The following is a 24,683-nucleotide window of genomic DNA, read 5'->3' as shown; positions in this document are numbered from 1 at the left end:
GTGCCGCTCCCCGCCGCACCCGTTCACAGCGTCTCCTCCTTCGGGATCATTACGTCGACGCGGCGGTTTTTCGCGCGGCCCTCCACCGTCGCGTTGTCGGCGATCGGCTCGTCCTCGCCCTTGCCGTCGGCGGTCATTCGCGACGGGTCCTTGAGCGCCTTCGCCATCATTGTCTGCACGGCCTTGGCGCGGGCGACGGAAAGATCGAAGTTGGATTTGAATTGGCTCGACTTCTTCGGCTTCACATTGTCGGTGTGGCCGACGATGCGGATCGGTCCCGGCTCGGCATCGAGCGCGGCGGCGATTTCTGCCGCGATGGGCTGGAATTCCGGTTTCAGCTCGGCCTGCCCGGGCGCGAAAAGAACCTGATTGTTGACCTCCACCACGATGAAGTTGCCCTTCGTGCCGACCGTCAACGCGCCTCCGGCGATCTCCTTCGCAAGCGCCGCGCTGATGCGGTCGATCTGGGTGATGGTGGGGACGACGGCGACAGGTGGAGGCGGGGCGGCTTCCGTGGGTTCGGCAAGTGGCGCCACGCTGGCGCGCTCGATGGTGACAGGCGTCGACGGATTGAGCGCCAGCAATTCTCCGGCGGTGACGTCGCCCTCGTCGGTGATCAAAACCCGCAACCCGAAGAACGCCGCCGTCACCAGAGTCGCCGCGGCGGCCGCGACCGCCCATAGCGGCAGCCGCGCGCGCGGCTTTGACAGCGTCGCCGCCATGCCTTGCCAATGCGGCGAGATGTCGTCCCGGGCGCGGGGTTGAAAATAGCGGATCGTGTCGTAGACATCGCGCTGCACGCGTTCGAGATTGTCGCGTTCACCAGCCCTTCCGCGATACTGGCCTTCGAAGCCGAGCGACAGGCAGGCATGCATCAGTTCGAGCAGCTCGTGATGGCCCTCCGGGCTGCTCAGGATCTCGTTCAGCGCCTCGTAGAAACCCGCACCGATGGGTTTGGTGTGGAAGACCTTTGCCACCAGGCTATGCCCGCTCCAGCCGTCGTCCTTCGGCCACGGCAGGTTGCCGACGAGATCATCGGCGGTCTCGCAAAGGGCGAATTTCGCGATTCTGCCGTCCTCCTCGGCAATGCCGGCTTTCGCCACCTCGCGGTCGAACATGTCGATAGCTTGGGCGATGTGCTCCGCCAAAGGGGCCGCCTGCCGCTCGACCGGCATCAGCCGCAACTGGCCGAACAGCATCAGCAGGGGTGCCGCGGCAGTGAGGATCGGATTTGCGGCGGTGTATTTCACGCCATCTGCGGCATCGAGCAGGGCATCCTGTTGCAACGCCGGCGTTGGCGCAGAGGCCGATGCCTCTCCGGCGGCGGGACCCTGATAGATCACGGTTCCAGACGACCAGCCGGTCGGCATCCGCCTGCCGACGCCCGGATCGAACAGCGTCGATTCCCGGGCTGCCGAGACGTTGCCCGCAGAGGCGCTCTCGGGAGCCGCAGGCGACCGTTGTCTCGGCCGCGGCGCGCGGATGACGGTCTTGTCCGTCGGCCTGGAGGGATCGTCCTTCGAGTTCATCGGCGGTCCACCGTCGATGTGCAGAGAACACGCCTTCGGAAGGGAAAAAGGTCGCCCGTGCGCCTTTCGCACCAGGATTTGGCGGCGGGCCGGATGCGAAGGCTCATCTCGCCGAAACATGACATTGCTGCACACGCCCCAAGCCACGCCGCTTTGCTCGCCAGGCAAGCTTCCGTCCGCTATCCTAAAGCATGTCTCCCGAAAGTGGGAACCGGTTTCGGGACAAAGACATGCGCAAACTCAAAAACCAAAGCGCATGGGCGGATCTGAAGGATCGCGACGCGCTTTGGCCGCCAAGCACCCAATTGAAATCGGAAAGCAGGATGATGGAAGCGGCGGTTTCTTCTGTGAGACCCGTCACATAGCGCTGTTCGGCCTCTCCGGCCTGGCCGGTCACTTCTGCTTGCCAGCCTTGGCGTAGGCTTCGCTGAAATAGGCGAGGAAGACATCGAGCATGCCGTTCTCGTGTGTCTCCTCCATCGTCCGCCAGGTGGTGACGAGCGCGTCCCAGGCCTGGCTCTTCTTGGATGAAAAGGAGGCCGGCGGCAGCTTCCTGGCAATCGCCTCGGGCGACAGATCGTCGAGCAGCCTGGAAAGCGCGGCCTGCATTGCAGCATAGGTTGCCAATTCATGCGTCTTGAGGTCCCGGAAGGCATCCTCGACGCTGTGCGCGGCGTCGAGATAGCCGGCCCTGCGTTTGGCGAACATGATCTCCAGTATGTCGTCGGTTCCGGGGACGAATTTCAGCGGATTGTTGTTCTCGGCGCCGATCATCGTGCGATGCGCGCTCTTGGCCAGCACTTTGGCCGCCGCGCGCGCCTTGAGCAGCAACGACAATTGCTCGACCGTGGTCCTGAGCACCGTGCCGATCTCGGCGGCCACTTCATGCGGATCGCGCGACTGAAGCAGATCCGGCGAAATGCCGGCCGCCTTCGCGATGTCTCGCAACAGCGCGGCGGGCTCCGCAGGTCGGCCGGCCGGCGCTGCCGGGGTCGGGGCGGACTGAAGCGCCGAGGACGTCGACACCGGCGCCCGGTGCACGGGGCGCTGTTCCGCCGGGCTGAAGAACGGCTCGTTGGAAAACTCCAGCGGCTTGCCTGTCGATGGCGGCAGCTCGCGTTGCGTCGACCCGGTCCGGCTTTGCGGATGGCCGGCTGCGGCTCGTTCTTCGTCGATCGAGACCGAAACGACATAGCGGCCGATCAGCAGCCGGTCGCCATGGGCGAGCCGGTGTGGGCCGGCCATGCGCTGGCTGGAGCCGTTGATGAAGGTGCCGTTGCGCGAGATGTCGTAGAGCCAGAAGGCGCCTGCCTGGTAGCGGACCTCGCAATGCCGGCCCGAGATGAACTTGTCCGGATCGGCGAGCGTCCAGTCGCAATTCTCGCGGCCGATCTCGAAGCTGCGGTCGCGGGCGGCATAGCTCGTCGCGGTGCCCGAAGGCACCCTGTCGACATTGCTGATCTGGAGCGAGATGAACATCCGGAAGCGTCGCCGAACTTGGTAAACAGATACCTATTTCCCTCAATTCCAGGCGGAAAACCGCTGCGCGCTTTTCCTGGAATTGCTCCAGCATTCTATCAGCTTGCGGGAGCGGTGGGAGAGGAGCGTTTCACACCCATGCGTGGGGTATGGTTAAGCTGTCGCTGTTATTTGGCCGCGGTCAAACATGTGCTAGGCTGAACCCGTCCGGTGCGGTGAATTCGAAAACTTCCCGAACGTGATGCAGTTTACAGAGCGGGGGTTTCAATCCATCACACTGGCGGCCGCGTCCAGGAGGGGCACGACCCATGCCGAACGAACGTGCCACGGTTGTGCAGACGCCCGTTGGCGGCGATGTGCTGACCTTCACCCATTTCGTCGGGCGTGACGAGATCAGCCGTTGCTTCGCCTATACCGTCGGCTTCGTCTCGAAGAGCCACGATGTCGATCCGCTGAAGATGCTGGGCGGCGCGGTTTCGGTCGAAGGCGAATCCGATCCGAAGCGCTGGTTCAGCGGCCTGGTGTCGGAATTCAAGCTGACGCGCATCGAGGACCGGCTGGCCTATTACGAGGCGGTGGTAAGGCCGTGGCTCTGGTTTCTCGGCAACACCACGGATTGCCGCATCTTCCAGAACATGACGGCGGTCGAGATCGTCGAGAAGATCTTCTCCAAATACGGCATCGCGAAATTCGAAAAGCGGCTGCAGGGGTCTTATCCCCAGCGCGAATATTGCGTGCAGTATGACGAGAGCGATCTCGATTTCGTGCAGCGCCTGCTCGAGCACGAAGGCATCTTCTATTTCTTCGAGCATGACGAGGGCAAGCACACGCTGGTCCTCTGCGATGCGATGAGCAAGCTGAAACCGGCTCCCGGCTACGAGAAGGTGCTCTACAACTTCGAGGGGCAGGCCTCGCGTCGCGATGTCGAATACATCACCGAATGGATACCGGGCAGCGCGGTGCGGCCGGGGGCCTATGCCCACACCGACTATGATTTCGAAAAGCCCGGCGCGGACTTGATGGCGAAGTCCGCCCAGCCGTTCAGCCACAAGGAAGCCGCGGGCGAAAACTACCGCCAGCCCGGAGCGCATCTTGACGTCGGGCGGGGCGACACGATTGCGGGGATTCGCCGCGAGGAACTTCAGGCGGTGCACCAGCGCAGCACGGCAGTGGGCACAGTGCGCGGACTTTTTTCCGGCTGCAAGTTCAAGCTGGAAAGCTTTCCGCGCGACGACCAGAACCAGGACTATCTGGTGATCAGCGCCGAATACAGGCTGTTCGACCCGGGCTACCGGACGCAGAACGAGGCCTACACCGAGAACTTCAGGATCGTGCTGGGCGTGGCACCCACCAAATTGCCGTACCGTCCTCTGCGCATCACGCCGCGGCCGATCATGCGCGGCCCGCAGACGGCGACGGTGGTCGGTCCTTCCGGCGAGGAAATCTTCACCGACAAATATGCCCGCGTGAAGGTGCAGTTCCACTGGGACCGCCTCGGCAAGAAGGACCAGAACTCTTCCTGCTTCGTGCGCGTGTCGCAGACCTGGGCCGGCAGCGGCTGGGGCTTCATCCAGATCCCGCGCATCGGCCAGGAGGTCATCGTCGATTTCATCGAGGGCGATCCCGACCTTCCGATCATCACCGGCCGCGTCTACAACGCCGCCGAGATGCCGCCCTACGGTCTGCCCGCCAACGCGACGCAATCGGGCTGGAAATCCAACTCCTCGAAAGGCGGCGGCGGGTACAACGAGCTGATGTTCGAGGACAAGGCCGGCTCCGAGCTGGTCAATTTCCAGGCGCAGAAGGACCACCACCTGCTGATCAAGCACGATCGCAACAAGACCGTGCAGCACGACCAGTCCGACCGCATCGACCACGACGCCAAGCACTCGGTCGGCCACAACCTCGACGAGGACGTGGGCAACAACAAGACGGTCAAGATCGGTGTGGACCAGACCACCAATATCGGCAGCAACGACACCGAGACGGTGGGCGCGAACCGCAAGCTGACCGTCCAGGCCAACGAGACGATCCACGTCGTCGCCAACTCCACCGAAAACATCGACGCCAACCATTCGCAGACGGTTGGGCTCGTGCAGACGGTGACGGTGGGGGCTGCGCGTATAGACTCGGTGGGTGCCGCCGAGACGCGGACCGTGGGCGGCCTGCAGGCTAACACGATCGGCGCGACGCGGTCAGTCACCGTTGGATTGAGCCAGACCCATGAGATTGGCACGGCGGACAATTGGACGGTTGGAGCCAGCCAAAACGTAAAGGTCAGTGCCGACCAGAATTTTGACGTTGGTGGAGCCCACGCCTCGCAGATCGGCAAATCCAGGACAGCAAAAATTGCCGCCGATGACGCCACTGACATCGGCGGCGGCCACAATCTGAAGGTTGGCAAATCCAGCGCGGTCGATGTCGCCGAGGACGGCAGTTTCAAGATCGGTAAGAACTTTGCCATCGACGCCGGCGACTCGATTTCGCTGACCTGCGGCAGCGCCTCGATTACGATGAAGAAGGACGGCACCATCTTGATTAAGGGAAACGACATCACGGTCAGCGGATCCGGCAAGATCAATATCAAGGCGTCGAGCGACGTCACCATCAAGGGATCCCAGATCCACGAAAACTGACGGCAGTCTCGCAGAGGGTGAAGTGACGCTGTAGCGCTGACGAATTTGATCGCCGCAACTTCCAGCGCTGCGTACCGCTAGAGATCAAGTCGTGGCCCAAATGACGGTCCTGGAAAACATTGTCAGGCAACATGCCGAGCGATCGGCCGCTTTGTGGGCGCAGCGGGACAGTTTGGTTCTGGACGATCCTCCCGACCTGGATGCCGTGCGGGCCATAGACGGCAGGTTGGAAATCAACCTCGACGGCTTGAGAGTTGCCGGCCGGGCTGCTTGGCCGCGCGTGCTTGCTCTCCACGAGGAAGCATCCGGCAAGGGCGAACTTTTTGTGTTGGCTTGGACGGCGCTCGAGTTGGAGAGCGCCGATTACGTCGTGCGAGCCGTAGAGATCGCTCGATCCGCGGATGACGGTCCAGGCGGGTTGCTGGGCGCACTTGCATGGCACGAGGCTAGCAAGATCGCGCCATGGGTGCGCGACTGGATTGATGCGCGCGACTCCTTCAAGCGGTTTCTCGGCGTGTCGGCCTGTTTGGAACACTGTGTCGACCCGAAGCAGGTGCTCGCACCGCGACTTCGCGATCCAGATGCATCGGTGCGGACAGCAAGCCTTCAGCTAGCTGCAAAACTCGGTCGGACCGATCTGACGCCCGAAATCAGGAATGCGGTTTCGGATGAAGACCAACAGGTACGCTTCTGGGCCGCGTGGACTTTGAGCGAGTTCGGTCGCGGCGATCCGAGCATTGCGGAGCTCAGAAAGACAGTCGAACGAGGCGACCGCAACGCGTTGGTTGCTCTTCGGGCGGTCGTGAAGTCGACGCCCGCAACGGAATTACGAAGCTGGATTGGAACCTTGCTCCATTTGCCGCAAAGTGCCCCTCTAGGGGTGAGGGCCGCTGGCATGCTTGGGGATCGCAGCGTGTTGCCGTGGTTGATCGAGCAGATGAACAATCCTGCCGTCGCCACGGCCGCGGGCGCGTCGCTTCTGGAACTGTTTCCGGAGACCAGGCTTGCGGACGATCTTTTCACCAATGACCCAGTCGCGGCGGGCGCCGACTTCGGTGAGTATTTCGCGGACAGGATCGCCAGAGTGCCGCTTGCGGACAAGGTCCTGGAATGGGGGCGACGGCAAGGCTACGTCAAATGATCAATTGTCGCTCGTGGCGGACGGGTAGCCTTAATCTGCCAACGCGAGACGCCCAAACAGCCGAGCGGAGCTGTTAGCCAGCGGGGCCTCGGGGGCGCTTAGCGCCAAGTCGAGAGCGGCACCTCGCCTCTGGCGCAGCGTCCCCTTTGCATACAGCTGTAACAAAGCCTCCTCCGACAGAGGCTTGCCGTGCAGATATCTGTTGCCCTGATGAAACTTCGCTTGATTCTGCCGCCACCATTCCCGGACCTTGCGAACATCGGGCCAGACAAGATTCTCGTCGCTGGCGGAATAGCCAACGGGTTTATCCACGTTGTCCATGTCCGCAGGTGCCCCGGCATCCATCCCGTGGTCTTCCAGCGAAATGCCGGTGATGGTTGCAAAGCTCTCGCCGGCCAGTTGCGAAAGTCCCGGGTCGCGCATGCGTGTGGTCAGCCACGGCACGAAGATAGGGTCCCCGACTATGCCTGCCCCGGCGGCAATCAGCCTTTCCTTGGATCGATCGCCACGCCAGTCCAGCAGCCAATCCACGGCGGTTTGATGATCGGCGGCGCGCAACAGAAGCTGGACTCCCTTCCAGCCAATCCCATCCACACCGGCATACGTCCGCAGCACCTCAATTGCGTGATACCTGTCGCCTAGTAGCACGCAGGACCATGCTGCCCAAAATCGACAAGTCCCGTGCGGGTCGTCCAGAGCTGCCCTGACATCGGAGAGCAGGTCGACGCGCCCGATCTCTCCGGCGAGGCGCAAGGCCCTGGCACGCACCGCTGGAACATCGTTGAGCAGTTGTGAAAGACGAGTCGCCGGGTCGATCCGTCTGACCGAACATGCGGCCAAGCCAAGCAGGCGCCTGGAAGGCAGCGGATCCTCCAAAAGCGAGCGTATCCACTCCTGGACATTATGCGCTTCAACCCAGCCCAAGGCCGATACCGTGGCGCGCAACAGTTCTGGCGATGCCTCGGCCAGATTCAGGACATAACCGATCCTGTTCTCCGACAGGCACTCGAAGGCCAGAACAGCGGCCACGAAAGTCTCGCCAGGCTCCTGATACCGGTCGAAAGCCCTCTCGGCGGCCTGCCAACCCCACTCGCCCGCCACACGCAGACCATCGATATGCGCCTCGAGGCGGTCGTCCAGCCGGCGCAAATTCTTGACATGCTGGTCGGGAGCATCGGCCGCCCTGTCGCGCTGCAGCCAAAGAAACGCCGCGTCTTCAGCATGTTGCTCGACAATATGCTCGATAACGCGGCGCGACATCCGAAGCTCTAGTTAAGCTGGATCGAGCCGCCTTTGATCTTGTTGGGGCCTGACGAGCGGCTGAGGATATAGGTACCCCGTAGGATGATCTTGCCGGTGCGGGTCAAAGTGATGCTGGCCTTGCCGCAGCGAAGCACGATCTCACGCTCGGCGGAAAGCTCAAGTCGCTCGCCGTCGATGGTTGCGGTGACGTCCTCGGCGCGCGCCGGTTTCGGATGCAGCAGACGACCCAGGATGATCGCCCTTTCCGGGTCGCCACCTTCGAACATTACCACGACGTCGGCCCCGAAATCCGAAGCCTCCAGCATGGTCGCCGCTCGGGCAGTTACCAGCCTGCTTTCGATTCCGTCGGGAATAGAGACGATGGCGTCGCCAGACCGGTCGCGTCCGACGAAGGCGCCGATGACGAGGCCGTTGCTGAGGCTGCTGCCCGCACTTGAGAAGTCGGGGCGATCATTCATGTGCTTACCCCTTTCCTTATCTGTCCAAAGCTAGTCGCCCATGGAAAACCAGGCAGCTCTGCGAGGTTCACGCCGACAGCGTAGCACCGACCGCCATTTGTACACAGAGAACGTAGTTTTCCATTGTGCTGTATTTCACTTGCAGTGAATATTCCACGAAATGCCAGGTTGCGTAACCCTCGAACTCTTCGTCCAGCAGATGGTCTGGAGGCCGGCCGATCTTGTGCGTCACCTGTTCAGGCGAGTCGTCAAACAAAAGCCCCTTGGGAAGCTGCCCAGGCCAGCGTGCGCCTTCAGCTTCGTGCTCGCGGTAAAACAGAACGTTTGCGAGCAGCTGGTCGCGGCCTCCATCGAGATAGCGAAATCGCAGCTCGATTCCGAGATGCCTTGTAAGGCTGGCGATTGATCCGGTTTCATCTTCTTCCAGGTTCTGCTCCAGGCGCAACGGCGCAAAAGTCAACCGAAGCTCCGGATCGGCCAAAGGCTTGCCCATGACGCGCGCAATTTGGTCGATAGTTGGTACCAGGGCTGCATCGTCCGCATCGGCGGGCATGGCGGGCGGGCGCAGCAGACATAGAACAAACCCGATCCGCGCGCCGTCGTCGACGTAGCTGACGGTCAGCCGGCACTCCGGCATCTCCCAGGTATCGCGCAGGTAGGAGCGCCTGGTCGGTTCGTAAGCCGCGAGTTTTGCCCGCACGTCGGTCCTGTGGTCGTCGAGGCCGATGCCGAAGGGCAGCCGCCCCCGATACGGCTTCACTTCGGGATGGTTGCGGTAGAAATACACCTGCGAGAGCACCATGGGTTCCGTGTGGGGATCGAAATCATCCTCGCCCAGCAGATGCGCGCGCGCCTCGAACCCGAGTTCTATGCCAAGCTGCCGATTGTTCAGCCAGTCTTCCGCCGAAAGAACCCGGTCGTCGTCATTTTCGTCGATCTCCACAGAGGGCTGACGAATGATCTTCAGGCTCGCGAGAAGCGCCTGCACGTCGGGATCGGTCGATGGCCGACCAAGAAGGGAGATTGACCTGCTGAAGTCCATGAATGTGATCGCAATCGCGGTTAGTCGGGCTCCGGCAGGCTTAGCATCAAGGCCTCGAGCGAGGCTCTGTCGCCGGTGTATTGGGCGGTAAGCGTCAGATTGTCCGCAACGACCCAGCGATCCCAGCCGATGTCGCTTTCCGATTCGCTCGGTTTTCCAAACCGGGCGCGAAGATCGGCCTGGGACGAATCCCTTTTGATGTCGTAGGGCAGCGGTCCCGCGTAAGCGGCCGTCTTGTCCTTCTCCAGTCGCAGAACCACTCCGGTAAGGACGCAATTGCCCGACCCGACGGGGGGCAGGTCTTCAAAGAGCTCCGCGTCCTGGAAGTTCACGGTCATGCCCGGAATGTCGATGAGAAGATCCAGTTCGTCGCGAGGCATGACGAGCCTTTTGGTGACCCCGGCCGATCGCAGCAAAGCTTTCACCGCCGGATCTTCGGCCGTGTGGCCGAAAAGACCAATCCAATCCTGGTAGTTCGTCTGGGCCATTGGGAGTCCACCCTGCTATGTGACTACTTGCACTCGTTCACGGCGTCTCTGATCATCTGATCGAAATCGAATTTCTTAAGTTCCTTCACCGCGGCCGCATAGGCCGGACCGCAATCCGTGGTGTTCAGATGATCTTGCAACGCCTTTGTATCCCGGTTGACGGCGGCGGTCATGCTTTCCTTCGATTTCGCGTCCTGCCTGATCTGCGTCTTAGTGTTCTTGCTGCCGCAAGTTTTGCTGAAATTGCGATGCGATTTGCGGGGGATTACGATGGCCATGCCACGGGATTCGATCTTTCCCTTTGCGCATTCGTAGACATCTGCCGACATTGTGTTGAACATGACCTTGGCGCGTTTGAACAGCGTGGCCTTGGCCGGGATATGGTCACGTTCCCAGACCCTGGACCCATCGGCCCGGCTCGCCTTGCCACTGTTACAAAGACTTCCATAGCTTCCAACCTCGCCGCATTTATGCATCGGCTTGGTGTCCGGACCCTGCTTGTTTCCGGTCGAGGTGGCGGAGTTAGCTCCCATTGTTCGTCATCTGATCGCCGAGCAGTTGGATGTTCTTGCCTTCTGCCTTCACGTCCATCGAGCCGGGTGCAACGAACTCGGTCTTTCCTTGCGTAGCCGACGATACGATGCCGCCGCCAGTACCCTGGCTCGCGACATCAGGCGACGGCGCGCTCATATAATAGCTACCTTTAATGGCGATCTTCTTGCCTTCGATCTTGACCGTTGACGTAGCGTCCGACAACCGGTCGGCGGAGCGTCCGAAATTCGGCAGCGGAACTGGCACAAACGGCGCCGGCGGTCCCGGCATCTTGCACACATTGGGCACGTCTGCAGGCGCCATATCCATACTTCCCTCAGTCACCGGCGTCTTGGGTGGATTGACCCCAACGGAAACCATCACGCAGCCCTCCTTGGTGGGTTGGTAGGAAAGTCCAGCAACGTAACCGCCCGCTGGCCGCCTTCGGAACTGGCCCAGAGCGCCGCCCGTGAGCCGTGACTGTAGCCCTTGCTGGCGGCGGCGTGGGCGAGCGCCGCGAACAGCGGACCCGACGCCGCGCCGACATCGCCCCAGCAGTCGGCGGGGTGCAGATAGTGGCTTGCGTTATCTGAAAGATGCTGAACTCGCAGGATCGCATAGACCAATTCCTCGCTGCGGTAGCGCTGTCCATTGAGATCGCAATAGGTATCAGTGATCTTGCGTCGGTCCGTGTCGATGGCAGGGCCGAGGCCAAGGAACGCGGAACTCAGTCCCTCGCCGACGCAAACCTCCTCCTCTCCGTGCCGCTTGATGGTGATCCGCTCGAGCGCGGTGCTGACCGCGGTCAGCCGACCCAAGGGTTGAAGGCCCAATTCTAATATCAGATTGCTGCGTGCCAGCAGGCAGGCGCCCGCCGCTTCTCCCGGGAAGAAGCCGTCTCGATTCACTTCGGATTTGAGTTGCCCCGTTTCATCCATCCATTCCAGCGTTTGGTACTCGTGATAGGAATCCACGCCTGCCACCACTGCCAGGTCCGTGTTGCCCTCATCGATTGCCTTGGCGGCGGCACCAAAGGCAAGCATTCCCGCAGCATGTCCGCGGGCTAGGTATTGCACGCGCAGGCTCGTCGGGCCGAATCTTTGCAGTACGGCACGTCCGAGCGTCTCGGCAATGCCGTCTGGCAATCCCGGCCGCGGCTCCGGAGAACAGATGATCAGGAGCGTTCTTAGGCTGTCGGCCGATGGCGCCGCGGCTTGTGGCAGTTGCAGCAGCGTCGAAAGCAGCAGTTCTTTCATGCGCTCTGCCAGCGGTACATCGGGGCCCATAACCGCATCCCGCGCCAGGCGCATGGGCTCGCCATTGCGGTCGACGAACAACGGATGCTCGGAAATTGCCGATATCCCCGCCCGCACCGCTGCCGCAGCGCTTTCGGGTCGCAGGCCGACCGGAGTCCGCGCTGCAAGGCCGGCCAACCAGATTGGCGTCTTAGGGACATAGGCTGCAATGCTTGGTGTAGCCATCGCCATTCCATCACATCAGCTTTTTCAGGCGGACAGAGGTTTGATCGAGATAGTCGATGTCCTTGTTGCAGATGAGCGAGCTTTGCCAGACCATGATGACACGTGGGGCGTCCGGCTCGACGATCACCGTGGCCAGTGTCCCTCGAGTGTGAACGGTTTCCCGCTTGATACGCGTGGTGAAGCCGAACACCATTCGCGGCAGATGGAAGCGTATTGGGCCATTCGGCGAGAGATTGACGAGTTGTACAGGCTCGCCGCCGCGCAGGTAGCCAGCGACCTGTTGATCACGCGGCGCGCAGCAATAGTAGTGAGGATCGAGATCTTCCGCCCAGAGCGGGAAGCGAGTTTTCTGCCAGGCCTCGTCGTAGGTTCCGGCGAGTTCCCGGCGTGGTGACCAATGACAGGCCACGGCGTTGAAGCCTGCCGGCGTTGGACGGCTGGCGACGGAGGAAACCAGGTTTGCCGGATCTTCGATATTAGGAAGCGGCCGTCCGAGACAGCCATTCGGGTTGGAGATGAAGCCCTGTCCGACCGGGTTCCTCGCCTCCAGTCGATGATCCTTCGGATTGCTGGCAGTGCGATCCCAGCCACCGAACGCGTATTCATACCGAATCGGCATCTTGACGAACGGGTCTGGGTTCGCAATGGCACGCCGCCCGGCAAGGTTCACCGTCCACCAGCGATTGCCGAATACGCGCAGGCGCTTTTGAATTGGACCAACTTGGAATCCCACATCGAGCTCGGTGGTCGGCCTGCCGTGCGCTGACCAGGCGGTGCCGTTGACAAGCACGTCCGTGCAGGGCTTCACCCCGAAGAAATCGGCCTCATAGATCAGGCTTCTCTCGTAGTCGCCGTCTAGAGGTTGCCCCTGTATGAACGGCGGCACTTGGTCCTCCGAGGGCCGCGTGCTTCCGTCTGGCATTATGTCGAAGGTAGCCTTGACACAGATCAGCCAGATCTTGTTCGCGGCCTTGTCCTGAACCCAGCTTCCCATAGCCGGGAAGCCTGTGCCGTTGGATATCGCCCACATCAGCTGGTCTCCCAGCTCGCGGCTAGGATCTGTTCGAGCGCCGGCTGCGGCGCCTGCGGATCGACGTCAAAAATATCCGTGTGCGCGGTCCACATCACGAGATCGTCGATGACATTGCCGTCCGGCTCGACAAGTGGCGCGGGCAGCGTAATGAGCGCGGCATCCAGCTCGTCGGGCGTCAGCTCACCGCGTTGCGCGGCAAAGGCCGCTTCCTCGATGACCTCGAACCAAGCGTCCGCGTAAGCCAGCCTCAGCGGCGCCTCCGAAAGCCGCGCGACGACGCTCAAAGGAAACTGCCGGCCGACCCTGTCGGCACTTTGCAGCACGATGCCCGCCGAGGCACCGAAGGAAGCGGGGCCGGCGAGGAAGCGGAGCGCCATGTTGTCCGGCCAGGTGTCTAGGCCGAACAGCGGGACAATGTGCTGCGCCAGCCACCGATCCCAGACGCGCACGAAATCTCCCGGCAGCCGCCGCGTCACGAAATCACCGGTGGCGGGCAGCTTGCCGTAGAAGCCGGGCACGTTCATATCTGCGGCGGACATGTGAACTTCTTGAACATCTCGAGCGTGTAGGGGTTCTCGACGCTGGCCGCCTTGAGCTCGAAATCGGCATACATGCCTTTCGTGCCGAGGCGCAGGCTGTACACGTCGGTGAGCTTGGTTCCGGCGAACTTGCCGCCGCGCAGCATTCTCAGCCACGCCCAGCTGCCGGTCTCGTTGAGCATCACCTCGGGCGAGCCGTCGACCGGCTGGAAGGCGAGCGAGATCACGCCCGTCCCGTCCTTGCCGGGCCAGGTCATCGGCTGCGGCCGGGTCGCGTTGTTGTAGTAGACGAGGTTCTGGCCATCGAGATTGAGCGTCACGCGCGCCACGTTGGGCGATAGGTCCTTCGGCTCCAGCGTGAAGTTCATCACCGGGCCGGTGCCGCCGGGGAACAGGTCGTCGCGGATGTGCCTCGCCTGCTCGAACGCCGGCAGCGCCGAAGGGTCGAGGCCGAAATCGGCGCGCCATTTCCAGGGCTCGCTGGCCGTGTCGACATAGTTGATCAGATGGTCGTTGATGAAGGCGTCGATCAGGCCAGCGGGACCGAACAGGCGTTGGAAGTCGCGCACATTGACGTCGACCGCGCTGTCCGGGCTGAAGGGATAGCGGTTGTTGAGCGCCGCCTGGCAGAAGGGCAGGATGTCGGCGCGCCAGATCGCGTTGAGCTCGTTGGTGACCGCTTTTTGCGACAGGCCGCTGGTGTCGCCGGCAATCCCACCCAGCCAGTCGTTGATCGGCGAGGGCAGGATCTGCGCCTGCCGAGCCACCGCCCCCGTCAGCTCGGCAAGGCCGCCTTGCTTCTTGATGGCGTCCTGCGGGTTGGGGTTGGCGGTAACGGTCTGCAACACGTTGGATAGCGCCGTCAGCGCGACAACGGCGGCGTCGAGCGCCGGCGGCTGGCCGTCAACCTGCGCGATCGTGCCCTTGAGCGGCTTGAAATGCTCGGCAACCAGGCTGCCGGTCATGTCGACCTGATCGGCCGAGCCGGCGCGCGGCAGAAGCTTCGCCCCTGTTTTGACCACCTTGCCCAGCTTGCCGAGCTTGGAGAGCAGCTTCGATCCGGTCTTGGCCGCGCCGCCCTTGTCGTCGGCCGGCGCTTCGTCGGACCGGGTGAGATCGACTTCCTGCACCACTGCGGTGAGGAGTCGCTTCAGCGCGGAATCGGCGCTCGAAAGGTCCTTGAGGTTCTCGCTGGCGACATTGAGGTCGGTCAGCGGCGCCAGCCGCATGTCGCGCAGGAAACTGTCCCACTGCGCGATGTAGTCGTCGTAATAGAGTTTCAGGATGTCTTCGGAGAGCGCCGATACCGAGGTTTCGGAATTCTCCGAGCAGCCGCCGGCGAACACCGCCCGGTCGAGCGCCGCCTGCGCCGCCACATCCTCGACGCGGTCGAGAACGGCGTCGTGGAAGCCGGCATAGGTGTAGGGGCCGGGGACGCCGACGCGCAGCGTCTTGTCGGAGCGGCGCGCGAACACTTTCGCGCCGTTCGGGCCGGCGAAATTGGCGGGCACCCATTCCTTGACTGCCACCACCTGGGGGTCGGCCAGAAGCTGTTTGTAGGCGCGCTCCGGCAGCGAGATCGTGCACACCGTCTTCAGCGCCTCGGCGACCAGCTCCTTGTCCGGGGCGATGTAGCTGTCGTCGACCGCCATGCGGCGGATCGCGGCAAGCTGATGCTCTTCGGCGTCCGCCGTGGGGAAAGGCGGGGCGGGCGCGAATTGCGGCAGGCTGTTCACCCACCAGTTCTGCACGAAGTCGGTGTCCATCTGCGACAGGCCCGTCATCATGCGATAGGTCTTCAGCGCGCCGAGCATGAAATCCGGGTCGCGGATCTGCCGCCACATGGTCGCCTCGAGCAGAGCCACCATACGCGGCTCGAGCACGTTGCGCAGCGCATGCTCATAGGTGTCGGTCTGCGCGCGCACGAGCTCCGCCGAGGCGGTAGGTCCGAGTAGGTTGTGCGCTGCATCCGGCGGCGCGGTGCGGGCCGTCGCCACCGCATCCATCGCGGCCAGCGCCCCATCCATCGTCGGCTGCTCCACCGATGCCGGCGTGGCGGCGACGTCGGTCAGCGGCGCCTGCAGCGCCTCGAACTGGCCGGCCTGCTCGGTGATGGCGTTGCGATTGTCGAGATAGGACCAGGTGAACAGTCCGCCGGCGAGCAGGGCGGCAAGTGCGCAGGCGGCCGCCGCTCCGCGCCAGATCCAGGCGCGGCGGCGTTGCGCGAGCGGATCGAACGTGCCGAGGCCGGCTTCCTTGAAGATGACCTCGGTCAGAAGATTCTTGAGGAAGAAACTGCGCTTCTCGACGCGCGGCGAAAGCATTGCGCGGCGCGGCGGCAGCCCGAAGGAAGAGGAGAGTGCCGCGGTCAGCCGGTCGATGGGCGCACCTTCCTGCGTCGCCGACGTCAGATAGAGGCCGCGCAGCCAGGCCGCTTCCTCGTAGCGGCTTTCGCCGAACATCGCCTCGATCAGCACCTGGATCGGTTCTGAAAGGCTTGCGAGCTGCGCCGGGAAGCGGAAAATCTCCGCGCGCGAACCAAGCTTGTCCTCATCCTCCAGGCGGGGCACCAGCCGCCGCTCCAGTTCCGTGGCGAGCGCGGCGAGTTCTTTTTCGATGGTCTTGGCGTCGACGCGCGCATCGAGTGCGAAGGTGGTTCCCCACACCTGCTCGCGCGCGGTGGTCGACAGCCCGCCGAAGAAGGCTTCGAAACCCTTGATCAGGTCGGCCTTGGTCAGCATCAGGTAGACCGGAAGGCGAATTTCGAGACGGTCGTTCAGCTCCGCCAGCCGGCGGCGGATTTTTCGGCCATGCGCCTTGATCGCGTCGTCGCCTTCCGAGAGCGTGTCGATCGACAGCGCGACGATGACGCCGTTGAGCGCGCGGCGGCCCCGATGCTTCTTGAGCAGATCGAGGAAGCCAAGCCACTCCGTCGCGTCGACATCAGGCTGGCTTTCCTGCTGGACGTAGCGGCCGGCGGTGTCGATCAGCACCGCGTTTTCCGAAAAGAACCAGTCGCAGTTGCGCGTCCCGCCGACGCCCTGCAGATCGTCGGTGAGGTCGATCGGAAAATTCAAGCCGGACTGCCGCAGCGCTGTCGTCTTGCCGGTGGCGGGCGGCCCGACGATCACGTACCAAGGCATCTCGCGCAGGAATTTTCTGCCGCCGAGCTTGCGCCGCTTGAGCTCCGCCATCACCTCGCCGAACTTGGCGCCGACCGCCGCGACGCTCTCTTCGCCGGGCGTAAGCTGCTTTTCCTGCACGGGCGCGGCGATCTCGGCAACGAACATGCGGTTGGCGCGGATCGCGCGGCGTTGCGCGATGATCAGCCAGATCAGCCACAGGATGATCAGCCCGGCGATCATGGCGATGCGCACATTGTCGGAATCGAATGGCGCGTAAGGGCCGACCTGCACTATCGGCCCGAACACCCAGATCAGCAGCGAAAGCAGCGCGATGCCGATCAGCGTCCAAAGGAAACGCGAGGTGAGAACGGCCCAGAGGAAGCGCAGGATGAACATCACAGCCTCTTCTCGACCAGCACCTCGACGCGCCGGTTGAGCGCTCGACCCTCGCGCGTCGCGTTGTCGGCCACCGGATCGGTATCGGCGCGCCCTTCCGAATGGATGCGCTCCTGCGGCACGCCGGCCTGCACCAGGAGATTGGCTATGGTCTCGGCGCGCGCTTCCGACAGCCGCTGGTTGGACGACAACGGATTGGATTTTTGCAGACGCACATTGTCGGTATGGCCGACGACGGTGATGTTTCCGATCAGTTCCTGATTGGCGAGGATCACCTTGGCGATCGACTCGACCAACGGCTCGTATCCTTCGGTAAGCGTCGCCCGTGACGATTGGAACAGCTCGGGGTTGGAAGACTGGATGACCAGCTTGGCCAGCGACACGCTCTCGGTGCCGCTGAGCGCCTCCTTGAGGCTATCCGGCGCCTCCGCCTTGAATTCCGGCAGCAGCGCGAAATCGACCGGCTGCGGCTGCGGCGCCTCGGGTTCGGGCGCCTCGACCTTGGGCGGGGCGCGAGTGACATCCCCCCGCGAGGGCGGCGGCAGTGTGCGGACCAGGGCGGAGAGCTCGACCGCCTGGCTGCTCAGCCCCATCGACAGGCCGACATAAGCGGCTGCGGCGATAACCACGGCCGCCAGCGCCATCACCCAGATCGGCACGATGAAGCGCTGCGGCTCGTCCGAGGCGATCACGCCCTTCCAGTTCGGCGACAACGGCGCGTCTTCGGCGTCGGCATTGCGCAGGAAGCGCGCCGCCGCCACGCGAACGGCGTTGAGCGAGCGGTCGCCGGCGCGGCCGGGCACGCGATATTTGCCGCGGAAGCCGAGCGCCAGGCAGTAATATTGCAGCTCCAGCATTTCGCGGTCGCGGTTCGGGTGCCGCTCCAGTTCGTCGAGGCGCGAGAAGAACTGTGTGCCGGCGTCGACGTCGCCGCGCAGCATCACCACCAGCGGCTGGCGCGGCCAGGCGCTGGCGCCGCCCCAGGGCGTGTTGAGCGCGAGGTCGTCGAGCAGCGCCGCCACCGCCCACGCGGCCTGGTCGGCCCGCTCCAGCGAGGAGCCCGCCGCCATCGCTGCATCGCGCGCCCGCACCAGCTCGTCGAGCAGGCGCGTGCGCAGCACTTCCGGGTTCTCGGGAGCAAGGGCGCTTTCGAGCTCCGGCGCGAATTCGAGCAGCGGCGCGAATGTATTGATCAGTATGTTGGGATGGGTGCGCGCCCGCTTCACCGGCGCGCCTGGCGTTAGCGGCGCCATCGGCCGGGGCGCGGCACCGGTCAGCCTGATGCGCGTGCGTTCGCGATCCTCCGACAGTCCGAAAGGATCATCCCGGCTCATGGCCTCACCTGTTCACCGAATAGCAGTCGACCTGCGGCTCGCTCGGCAGCACACCGGATACGCCGATGACGAAACCGGGGGCGTCGAGCAGCGAGGCCCAATGCTCGCTCTTCTGGTCCAGCTCCAGGCACAGCCGGTCGCCGTCATAGGGGATCTCGCGCGGCTGCGAGTGCAGCGGCTTCAGCGGAATGCCGGGCAGGCGCGATTTCCACAGGCCCTCGAACTGGTCTGCCGCGCCGACGGTCGCCTGGTTGACGAAGATCTTGCGCAGCGCGTCTTCCGACAGTTCGGAGCCGACGCGGATGACGATGCGGCTTGAAACCAGGAGCTTCGGATTGTCGATGCGCACCTTCCACACATTGGTCGCGTGCCGCATGACCGGCAGCGCGCGCGACTTCGGCTCGATGTAGCGCAGGCTCAGGATCAACGAGCGCAAGGCGTCGGCAAGCGCCATATAGGCGGGGCCGGGCGCCATGTGGTCGTAGGCTGGCAGCTCGCCGAGCCGGCGCGAGCTGGAACCGTAGGTCGCCATCTCGCCAGCGAGGCCGGCAAGCTCGAGATAAAGCTCGGCCGGATGGAAGACGTCCTGCGCCAGCATATGCGCGAGCCGCGGCTTGGCCGCATTGGCGAGGTGGAGCATCAGGAGGTCCTCGACGCTGCGGCCGGGTCCCCCCATCACCATCTTGCCATGCGCCTCGGCGATCTGGTCGAGGCCGGTGACGACCTCCTGCAGCAACTGCCTATACCAGGCGACCGCGCCGGTGATCAGCGTCGGCGGCAGGAAGCTATCGTCAAGCGAGACTCCGCCGTCGGCGCGAACGCCCCTGATGTCGGCGATCGGCAGCGCGGTGTAGCCGCCGACCGATTTGCCCGGTGCCAACAGCACCGCCTGCGGGCGGGCGATCTCGATCTCCTCGGGATCGGCCCCGCCCTGCACGGCATCGCGCACCGAGACGATCTTGCCGTGGTAGCGCGCGCCGGTCGATGCGGCATGCGCCGGGTCGAAACCGACGCCGCCGGGCGGTTCGAGCGGCAGCGCGACCAGCACCGGCCCGGCGCCGGTGTCGGCCGTCACCGGAAGCGGTTTTGGCGCGTCCATCAGCTCCGGGATGGAGAAGGGCGTGCCGTCCGGGAAGATGCCTCGCGCCGACACGATCGAGACCTGCCCGGCGTCGAGCAGCGACTGGTCGAGCGTCAGCTGCTGAAAGCCGAACGTATGGAGCTGGCCGGCCTGCAATGCGCCGCGCACCATCGCCTCGAAGAACCGGTCCTGCTGCTGGAAGTGCTGGGTCCTTAAGAAGAGACCCTCGGACCACAGCACCCTGTTTGCGTCGCTCATGCCACTGCTCTCTGCACTGCCACCCGTTGTTGCGCCGTCAGGCGGAAATACCGCCCTTGCCGAGGCTGACGTTGATGGCGAATTTCGATCCCGGCGATACCGATTTGGTCGTGCGCCAGGTCTTGCCGCCGGGTTCGCGGATCAGCGCGACGAAGCCGAGCGCCGTCGCATTCGGCTCGACCGTGATGGTCTTGGCCGCGGTCTTGCCCGGCGCGACCGAGATGGCGTCGGATCCGATGAGATCGGCGCCGAGCGCTGAGCCCGCATCGCCCTGCAGCGCGAAATAGTCCGCCGAATTGAACTTGCCGGTGCTGGCAAGCCGCATCACCAGCACCGTCACAGGTCGGTCGCCGCCGCCCGGTCCCGGATTCATGCCGGCGCCACCGCTCACATTGACCGAGATAACCGATGGTTTCGGCGGGCCGCTCTGGCAAGCCGCAAGCAGCCCCGTCGCGCCGAGGGCAACGATGAATTCGCGTCGATCGATCATGTCCTACTCCTCTTCGTAAGCATCCCTGAAGTCGGCGCCGATCTCGCCCAGGAAGCTCGATTCCGCGCTCTGGGCGATGTCGCGATGGCGTTTCTGGTAAAGCTCCCACAGCTTGGCGCTGCGCCCGCCTGAAAGTAGATTGCCGATCGCGGAATTGGATTTGAGCTCTTCCTCTATCGCCGCCGGGTCGAAGCGGTCGATCATGCGCCGCAGCGCCGCCTGAACGCCGCGCCAGGCACGCACATGGTGCTGCGCGAGGTCGCGCACCGCGTCCGAGATCGCCGCTTCGCCGGAGAGAAAGCCCGGGCTGCGCTCGGAGATGATGGTGACGATGACGTCCTCCACCGTCGGCAGGAATTTGAGCGGATTGACTTCCGATGCCCCGACCATCGTCTGGGCGACGCGCGCGCTTCCCTTTTCCTCGGCGCGCTTGCGCAGGAGCTGCAGCAGGCCTTCCAGCATCAGCCGGTATTCGCGCCCGAATTTCTCCATCTCGGCGACCGGATCGCGGCCGGGGAAATCGGCTTGCTCGACACCCATGCCGCGCAGGAACGCGGCACGAAGCGCCATCTCGCTGGGGGCTGCCTGCGCGGCGCGGGACGGCTTGGGCGCGGTAGCAGGGCTCCGCGGAGGAGGGGGCTCGGCAGCACGCACCGGCATATCCCATGGATGAGCGGCCGGCGGCTTCTCGGCTTGTCGCTCGCGCCGATCGGCAGAGCCCGCGCCGTTGTTCGGAGCAGGCATGGAAGCCGGCCCAAACCCGAAATCGTCATCGAAGCTTGCCGGTTTCGGCGCGGGCTCCGCGCCGCCGCTGCGGGACGGCATCTCGTCGAAACCGAACGGATCCGACCGGCTGGGTACCGCGGCGTCGCCGGATGGCGGTGTCGCTACAGGGTCGAGGCTGAACGGGTCATCGAACGCTGGCGAGCTGCGCTGGCTCGAGGCGCGCTCGTAAGCACCCGGCACCGGCTGCTCGAATGGGTCAGGCAGGTCGGCCGGGCGCGGTCGCCGCGGCTCCTCCTCGACCTTGGCCGAAAAGAAGTCGTCGCCGCCGAGGCTGAGCGGCGTGCGCGATTTCGGTTGCGATCGCTCGGGTGTGGGGTGACTGGCGATAGGTATCTGCGCGGGCGACGCCTGGCCTGCTGCCGGCTGAACCTCGACATAGAGGACGTAGTCGCCCAACCTCAGCCGCATGCCGCTCTGCAGCCGCGTCGATCGGCCGGCGCCGAGCGGGCTGTCAGAATCGTCGATGAACAGCCCGCTGCTCGACGTATCGGTGACGAAATAGCCATCCCGGCCGCCGCTGATCTTGCAATGCGCCCGCGAGACGAACATGTCCGGATCGTCGATCTGCCAGCCGGCATCGGCGCTGCGGCCGATCACCAATTCGCCCTCATCCAGCCGGGTCTGCCTGACCACCTGGCTGCGTGGGCCTTGCTCGAGCGTCAGCACGAGGCTCATGCCGCCGCCTCCGCCATTTCCGCCCGCCAGCCGACGATCGTGCGCAGCTTGAGGTCGTCGGCGTCTCCCTTTTCGGCGGGCCGCGCCAGCCAGGTTGTCCGGCCAAGCTGGACGGTTCCGATCTTCGCCGGCGGCACGGCGTCGCGCGCGAGCACGATCCTGAGATCGACATCGAGCGTTTCGCCGATCATGTCGCGCACCGCCTTCTTGAACTGTGCCAAGCGCCGACTTCCCGGCAGGAAGGCCTTGAAGTCGTCGAGGCTGAGCGGGCCGACGCGCAATTCGATCCGGCTCTGACGGCTGAAGACGCGCGGGCCGATTGTGGCGCCACGCCCGAGCGCCGCATAGGCCCTGCCGACGCGGCTCTGCAGCGCCGCCGGTATGGTGAGCCAGGCGGCGACGAACTCCTTGATCTCGACCGGCACCTTGAAGGCCGTGGCTAGGAACAGCGTCAGCCGCTCAGACCCGTCCACCTGGTTGGCGAGCGAGCCAGCCTGGCGCAGCCTCACCGTGTCGAGCTCGGGATCCTGGGTGCCCGGAAGCCCGATCCCCGCCATGGCTTCCAGCATGGCGCGGACGCGCCCGCCGACCGAGCGCTCGACCTGCACCGCAGGATGGGCGTCCGCCCAGGCGCGGTAGTAAAGCGCGATCATGCGGTGCTGCAGGATGTTGACGAAATCGACGAAGGTCGTATCGCTGGTCTGTTCCGCATCGGCGCCGGTGAACCAGCGCTGCGACAGCCGGTCGAGCACCCAGCGCGTCAGATGCAGCGGCATGGGTCCTTCAGGTCCGAGCAGACCGAGATTGGCGATGGTCACCCGCGCCGGCGCCTTTTCGCTCGCCTCCTGGAACTTGACCACATCCCTCGCCGAAAAGCTCAGGCGCACATGCTGGCCGAGCCGCGCCGGCTCGCGATTGGCCTGGCCGGAATAGCCGAACAGCCCGCCTCTCTGCTCCAGCCGGCGCAAAAGCTCGAAGAAGTCGAAGCTCTCCGACAACACCCCGCTTTCGTTCGAGGCAATCGCGTCCGGAGCGGGGCTGCCTAGATCAGGTAGCGATTGCCGGGCGTCATCGGCCATGGCACATCCTCCTGCTTCTGCAGCAGCCGCGTGCGCGTCCGCACGAAGCCGTTTATTCCGGCGTGGCGGGCAAACAGCCGCGCCAGCAGGGCCGAAAGCAAAAGCGTGCTTTGCCCCGCCAGCACCGACTGGTCGACATGCAGCGTCACTTCCGTGCCCCGCCCGAAGCACATCGGTCCGTCGATCTTGAGCCGCTCGATGACCGGGCGCGAGTCGATGCGGGTAATCGAGTGCACGTTGCGGGCAAGGCTCGGATCGCCGCGGTCGGCGTAAAGGTCGAGCAGCGCATGCAGCGGATCGACGCCGCGGCCCTCTTTGGCGAGGCTGAGGAAATTGAGCGACAGCTGTGCCACCAGCCGCCAGGCGAGATTGTCGGCGCGGGATTCTCCCTCCGCACCGGCTGGCAGCGATGCCGGGATCGCCGGCCGCGGCGGCCGCAACGCGCCGAGCAGCCTCACCGCTTCGACTGGATCGGCTGTCTCCAGTGTCAGCGTCGGGGTGTCGTCCAGGATCGGCAGATCGCGGTTGGTGCAAAGCGCCATCACATCGAGGCGCTTGAGCGGCCGGTTCGCCGGGCTCCCCGCGGGCCGCGAGACCGCGAGGAACACATCGTCCCCCGTATAGGAGGTACGGGTCAGGCCGTCGCGCCGCTCGTCTTCGGTGGCCCGGCGCGGGCGCCGCTCCGTCGAATAGACCCAGCCGCTGCCGCGGTTCTGCCCCAGGCTGAACAACTCGGGAATCTCGGCCTCGCTGCCTTCAGCGTCGGCGTCTTCCACCCGGGTGACGCGAAAGATTTCGAAGTCCCGCGCGCGCGTCCGGTCCGCATGCACCACCTGCCGCGTCCTGCGCGGGTCGATCTCGATGACGTTGCATTCGCGCTCGAAGAGATTGATGAGCGGCGTCACGAAGAGCTCGAAATCGGCCGGCGTCACGTCGGCAAGTTCCGGCACCGGGCGCCGGAACAGGAAGATGATTTCGATGCCCCCCTCGCACTTGCGCACCACCGGCTGCAAGCCGGACACCCGCACATAGTGGAAGCGCTCGGGGATCATGAAATATTCGCGCAGCAGCCGGTAACCCTCGAAGGTCGGGCGGGTGCGCGGCATCAGCGCCTCGTCGTCGCGGATGCCGACCATTTCGGGCTCGGGCAGGGCCGAGAGTGGATTGGTCTTGCCCTCCGCCCGCGCGCCGACGGCCGAGCAGGCGCCAAAGATCGCATCGAAGAGGAGCGGTGCCTTGGTGCGCCCGGCGAAATAGAGGTCGAGCCGATCGAGCGAGAGTTCGTTGAGCTTGCCCTTCCCGGTCCGGGTGAGCGCGATGCGAAGCGCCGCTTCGCCGCGCACGCCGCCGATCGGACCGATGCCTGCCGCCGTAAGCCCGCTGCGGTCCTGGAAATAGCTGACCGAGGTGATCGCGATCGGCCACAGCGTGACCTCCTGCGCGGTGGTGAAAGTTGAGCGCGTCGAAAGCCCCGGATGCAGGCTGGAGACCAGCCGCGTGCCGCGCGCGACCGAATGGCCGGCGATCATCGACTGCACCTGCTGGCCGGGCTTCAGCACCGCCATCGCCGTTGCCGGCGCCGGCGTCACCAGGTCCGGGTAAAGCACGTCGAGCACGGCGCGCGAGAAGCGCGAGCGCTCGGCATCGACCTTCAGCCGCGTGCGCGCGGCAAGGAAGGCCACCCCGTCGAGCAGCCGTTCGACATAGGGGTCTGGGCAGGGAACCGTATCGAGGGAAAGATTGCGGGCAACCGCCGGATGCATGTCGGCGAATTCCGCGGCCAGCGCGCGGATATGGGTCAGTTCCTCTTCGTAGTATTCCACGAAGACCCGATCCATC

General features: G+C 64.3%; 21 protein-coding genes. 2 read left to right on the top strand and 19 right to left on the bottom strand.

Annotated elements, in window-relative coordinates; all coding sequences use genetic code 11:
• Positions 1 to 23: 23 nt before the first annotated feature.
• The 3 genes from tssL (RFN28_RS14795) to tagH (RFN28_RS14785) form a co-directional block, all read right to left on the bottom strand.
• Positions 24 to 1,529, bottom strand: coding sequence for a type VI secretion system protein TssL, long form (gene tssL / locus RFN28_RS14795; RefSeq protein WP_320288072.1), 1,506 nt, complete (start codon positions 1,527 to 1,529; stop codon positions 24 to 26).
• Positions 1,530 to 1,713: 184 nt separating this feature from the next.
• A complete protein-coding gene (locus RFN28_RS14790) occupies positions 1,714 to 1,926 on the bottom strand; it encodes a hypothetical protein (protein WP_320288071.1) in 213 nt (70 codons plus the stop codon).
• Positions 1,923 to 3,008 carry a type VI secretion system-associated FHA domain protein TagH gene (gene tagH / locus RFN28_RS14785; protein WP_320288070.1) on the bottom strand — a complete coding sequence of 362 codons (1,086 nt, stop codon included), beginning with the start codon at positions 3,006 to 3,008 and terminating at the stop codon, positions 1,923 to 1,925. The genes RFN28_RS14790 and tagH (RFN28_RS14785) overlap by 4 nt, the downstream gene beginning before the upstream one ends.
• A 308-nt stretch (positions 3,009 to 3,316) precedes the next feature.
• On the opposite strand from tagH (RFN28_RS14785), the gene RFN28_RS14780 reads away from it, so the two are divergent.
• The gene (locus tag RFN28_RS14780) at positions 3,317 to 5,644 is read left to right on the top strand and encodes a type VI secretion system Vgr family protein (RefSeq protein ID WP_320288069.1); all 2,328 of its coding nucleotides are present in this window, start codon (positions 3,317 to 3,319) and stop codon (positions 5,642 to 5,644) included.
• Between the two features lie 100 nt (positions 5,645 to 5,744).
• Complete coding sequence (locus RFN28_RS14775) at positions 5,745 to 6,785, top strand: HEAT repeat domain-containing protein (RefSeq protein WP_320288068.1); 1,041 nt, start codon at positions 5,745 to 5,747, stop codon at positions 6,783 to 6,785.
• 30 nt (positions 6,786 to 6,815) lie between these two features.
• Here RFN28_RS14775 and RFN28_RS14770 read toward each other — a convergent pair whose 3' ends face one another.
• From RFN28_RS14770 to tssF, 16 genes are all read right to left on the bottom strand, one after another.
• Complete coding sequence (locus RFN28_RS14770) at positions 6,816 to 8,045, bottom strand: TIGR02270 family protein (protein WP_320288067.1); 1,230 nt, start codon at positions 8,043 to 8,045, stop codon at positions 6,816 to 6,818.
• Positions 8,046 to 8,053: 8 nt separating this feature from the next.
• Positions 8,054 to 8,506 carry a DUF6484 domain-containing protein gene (locus RFN28_RS14765; protein ID WP_320288066.1) on the bottom strand — a complete coding sequence of 151 codons (453 nt, stop codon included), beginning with the start codon at positions 8,504 to 8,506 and terminating at the stop codon, positions 8,054 to 8,056.
• 67 nt (positions 8,507 to 8,573) lie between these two features.
• Positions 8,574 to 9,548 carry a hypothetical protein gene (locus RFN28_RS14760; protein WP_320288065.1) on the bottom strand — a complete coding sequence of 325 codons (975 nt, stop codon included), beginning with the start codon at positions 9,546 to 9,548 and terminating at the stop codon, positions 8,574 to 8,576.
• A 20-nt stretch (positions 9,549 to 9,568) separates the two neighbouring features.
• A complete protein-coding gene (locus RFN28_RS14755; RefSeq protein ID WP_320288064.1) occupies positions 9,569 to 10,036 on the bottom strand; it encodes a hypothetical protein in 468 nt (155 codons plus the stop codon).
• A gap of 23 nt (positions 10,037 to 10,059) precedes the next feature.
• Complete coding sequence (locus RFN28_RS14750) at positions 10,060 to 10,569, bottom strand: hypothetical protein (RefSeq protein ID WP_320288063.1); 510 nt, start codon at positions 10,567 to 10,569, stop codon at positions 10,060 to 10,062.
• Positions 10,559 to 10,948, bottom strand: a complete 390-nt coding sequence (locus RFN28_RS14745) for a PAAR-like domain-containing protein (protein ID WP_320288120.1) — start codon at positions 10,946 to 10,948, stop codon at positions 10,559 to 10,561. Before RFN28_RS14745 ends, RFN28_RS14750 begins: the two co-directional genes overlap by 11 nt.
• Positions 10,948 to 12,048, bottom strand: coding sequence for a beta-ketoacyl synthase N-terminal-like domain-containing protein (locus RFN28_RS14740; protein WP_320288062.1), 1,101 nt, complete (start codon positions 12,046 to 12,048; stop codon positions 10,948 to 10,950). The genes RFN28_RS14745 and RFN28_RS14740 overlap by 1 nt, the downstream gene beginning before the upstream one ends.
• A gap of 10 nt (positions 12,049 to 12,058) precedes the next feature.
• Entirely contained in the window at positions 12,059 to 13,078 is a 1,020-nt protein-coding gene (locus RFN28_RS14735) for a DUF2169 family type VI secretion system accessory protein (protein ID WP_320288061.1), read from the bottom strand.
• The gene (gene tagF, locus RFN28_RS14730) at positions 13,078 to 13,620 is read right to left on the bottom strand and encodes a type VI secretion system-associated protein TagF (RefSeq protein WP_320288060.1); all 543 of its coding nucleotides are present in this window, start codon (positions 13,618 to 13,620) and stop codon (positions 13,078 to 13,080) included. Before tagF ends, RFN28_RS14735 begins: the two co-directional genes overlap by 1 nt.
• Positions 13,602 to 17,141, bottom strand: a complete 3,540-nt coding sequence (tssM, locus tag RFN28_RS14725; protein ID WP_320288059.1) for a type VI secretion system membrane subunit TssM — start codon at positions 17,139 to 17,141, stop codon at positions 13,602 to 13,604. Before tssM ends, tagF begins: the two co-directional genes overlap by 19 nt.
• Positions 17,141 to 18,475, bottom strand: coding sequence for a type VI secretion system protein TssL, long form (gene tssL, locus RFN28_RS14720; protein ID WP_320288058.1), 1,335 nt, complete (start codon positions 18,473 to 18,475; stop codon positions 17,141 to 17,143). The genes tssM and tssL (RFN28_RS14720) overlap by 1 nt, the downstream gene beginning before the upstream one ends.
• Before the next feature lie 4 nt (positions 18,476 to 18,479).
• On the bottom strand, positions 18,480 to 19,814 hold the full coding sequence (gene tssK / locus RFN28_RS14715; protein WP_320288057.1) for a type VI secretion system baseplate subunit TssK: 1,335 nt from the start codon (positions 19,812 to 19,814) through the stop codon (positions 18,480 to 18,482).
• A 37-nt stretch (positions 19,815 to 19,851) separates the two neighbouring features.
• Entirely contained in the window at positions 19,852 to 20,304 is a 453-nt protein-coding gene (tssJ, locus tag RFN28_RS14710) for a type VI secretion system lipoprotein TssJ (RefSeq protein ID WP_320288056.1), read from the bottom strand.
• Between the two features lie 3 nt (positions 20,305 to 20,307).
• Positions 20,308 to 21,765, bottom strand: coding sequence for a type VI secretion system-associated FHA domain protein TagH (gene tagH, locus RFN28_RS14705; RefSeq protein ID WP_320288055.1), 1,458 nt, complete (start codon positions 21,763 to 21,765; stop codon positions 20,308 to 20,310).
• Positions 21,762 to 22,844 carry a type VI secretion system baseplate subunit TssG gene (gene tssG / locus RFN28_RS14700; RefSeq protein ID WP_320288054.1) on the bottom strand — a complete coding sequence of 361 codons (1,083 nt, stop codon included), beginning with the start codon at positions 22,842 to 22,844 and terminating at the stop codon, positions 21,762 to 21,764. Before tssG ends, tagH (RFN28_RS14705) begins: the two co-directional genes overlap by 4 nt.
• The gene (gene tssF, locus RFN28_RS14695) at positions 22,808 to 24,682 is read right to left on the bottom strand and encodes a type VI secretion system baseplate subunit TssF (protein ID WP_320288053.1); all 1,875 of its coding nucleotides are present in this window, start codon (positions 24,680 to 24,682) and stop codon (positions 22,808 to 22,810) included. Before tssF ends, tssG begins: the two co-directional genes overlap by 37 nt.
• Between the last annotated feature and the right edge of the window lies 1 nt (position 24,683).

The sequence above is a fragment of the Mesorhizobium album genome, assembly GCF_033977205.1.
Taxonomy (GTDB): domain Bacteria; phylum Pseudomonadota; class Alphaproteobacteria; order Rhizobiales; family Rhizobiaceae; genus Mesorhizobium; species Mesorhizobium album.
The sequence above is the reverse complement of the archived record's forward strand: the minus strand, read 5'-3'. Positions and strand labels throughout refer to the sequence as shown.

What these genes read in the sequence shown, in the direction of transcription:
- tssL (WP_320288058.1), bottom strand. Translation starts at nt 18,475, where the DNA reads ATGAGCCGGGATGATCCTTTCGGACTGTCGGAGGATCGCGAACGCACG.
- RFN28_RS14780 (WP_320288069.1), top strand. Translation starts at nt 3,317, where the DNA reads ATGCCGAACGAACGTGCCACGGTTGTGCAGACGCCCGTTGGCGGCGAT.
- tagH (WP_320288070.1), bottom strand. Translation starts at nt 3,008, where the DNA reads ATGTTCATCTCGCTCCAGATCAGCAATGTCGACAGGGTGCCTTCGGGC.
- tagH (WP_320288055.1), bottom strand. Translation starts at nt 21,765, where the DNA reads ATGAGCCTCGTGCTGACGCTCGAGCAAGGCCCACGCAGCCAGGTGGTC.
- tssL (WP_320288072.1), bottom strand. Translation starts at nt 1,529, where the DNA reads ATGAACTCGAAGGACGATCCCTCCAGGCCGACGGACAAGACCGTCATC.
- RFN28_RS14765 (WP_320288066.1), bottom strand. Translation starts at nt 8,506, where the DNA reads ATGAATGATCGCCCCGACTTCTCAAGTGCGGGCAGCAGCCTCAGCAAC.
- RFN28_RS14770 (WP_320288067.1), bottom strand. Translation starts at nt 8,045, where the DNA reads ATGTCGCGCCGCGTTATCGAGCATATTGTCGAGCAACATGCTGAAGAC.
- RFN28_RS14760 (WP_320288065.1), bottom strand. Translation starts at nt 9,548, where the DNA reads ATGGACTTCAGCAGGTCAATCTCCCTTCTTGGTCGGCCATCGACCGAT.
- tssK (WP_320288057.1), bottom strand. Translation starts at nt 19,814, where the DNA reads ATGAGCGACGCAAACAGGGTGCTGTGGTCCGAGGGTCTCTTCTTAAGG.
- RFN28_RS14775 (WP_320288068.1), top strand. Translation starts at nt 5,745, where the DNA reads ATGACGGTCCTGGAAAACATTGTCAGGCAACATGCCGAGCGATCGGCC.
- RFN28_RS14755 (WP_320288064.1), bottom strand. Translation starts at nt 10,036, where the DNA reads ATGGCCCAGACGAACTACCAGGATTGGATTGGTCTTTTCGGCCACACG.
- RFN28_RS14740 (WP_320288062.1), bottom strand. Translation starts at nt 12,048, where the DNA reads ATGGCTACACCAAGCATTGCAGCCTATGTCCCTAAGACGCCAATCTGG.
- tssG (WP_320288054.1), bottom strand. Translation starts at nt 22,844, where the DNA reads ATGGCCGATGACGCCCGGCAATCGCTACCTGATCTAGGCAGCCCCGCT.
- RFN28_RS14750 (WP_320288063.1), bottom strand. Translation starts at nt 10,569, where the DNA reads ATGGGAGCTAACTCCGCCACCTCGACCGGAAACAAGCAGGGTCCGGAC.
- tssJ (WP_320288056.1), bottom strand. Translation starts at nt 20,304, where the DNA reads ATGATCGATCGACGCGAATTCATCGTTGCCCTCGGCGCGACGGGGCTG.
- tagF (WP_320288060.1), bottom strand. Translation starts at nt 13,620, where the DNA reads ATGTCCGCCGCAGATATGAACGTGCCCGGCTTCTACGGCAAGCTGCCC.
- tssM (WP_320288059.1), bottom strand. Translation starts at nt 17,141, where the DNA reads ATGTTCATCCTGCGCTTCCTCTGGGCCGTTCTCACCTCGCGTTTCCTT.
- tssF (WP_320288053.1), bottom strand. Translation starts at nt 24,682, where the DNA reads ATGGATCGGGTCTTCGTGGAATACTACGAAGAGGAACTGACCCATATC.
- RFN28_RS14745 (WP_320288120.1), bottom strand. Translation starts at nt 10,948, where the DNA reads ATGGTTTCCGTTGGGGTCAATCCACCCAAGACGCCGGTGACTGAGGGA.
- RFN28_RS14735 (WP_320288061.1), bottom strand. Translation starts at nt 13,078, where the DNA reads ATGTGGGCGATATCCAACGGCACAGGCTTCCCGGCTATGGGAAGCTGG.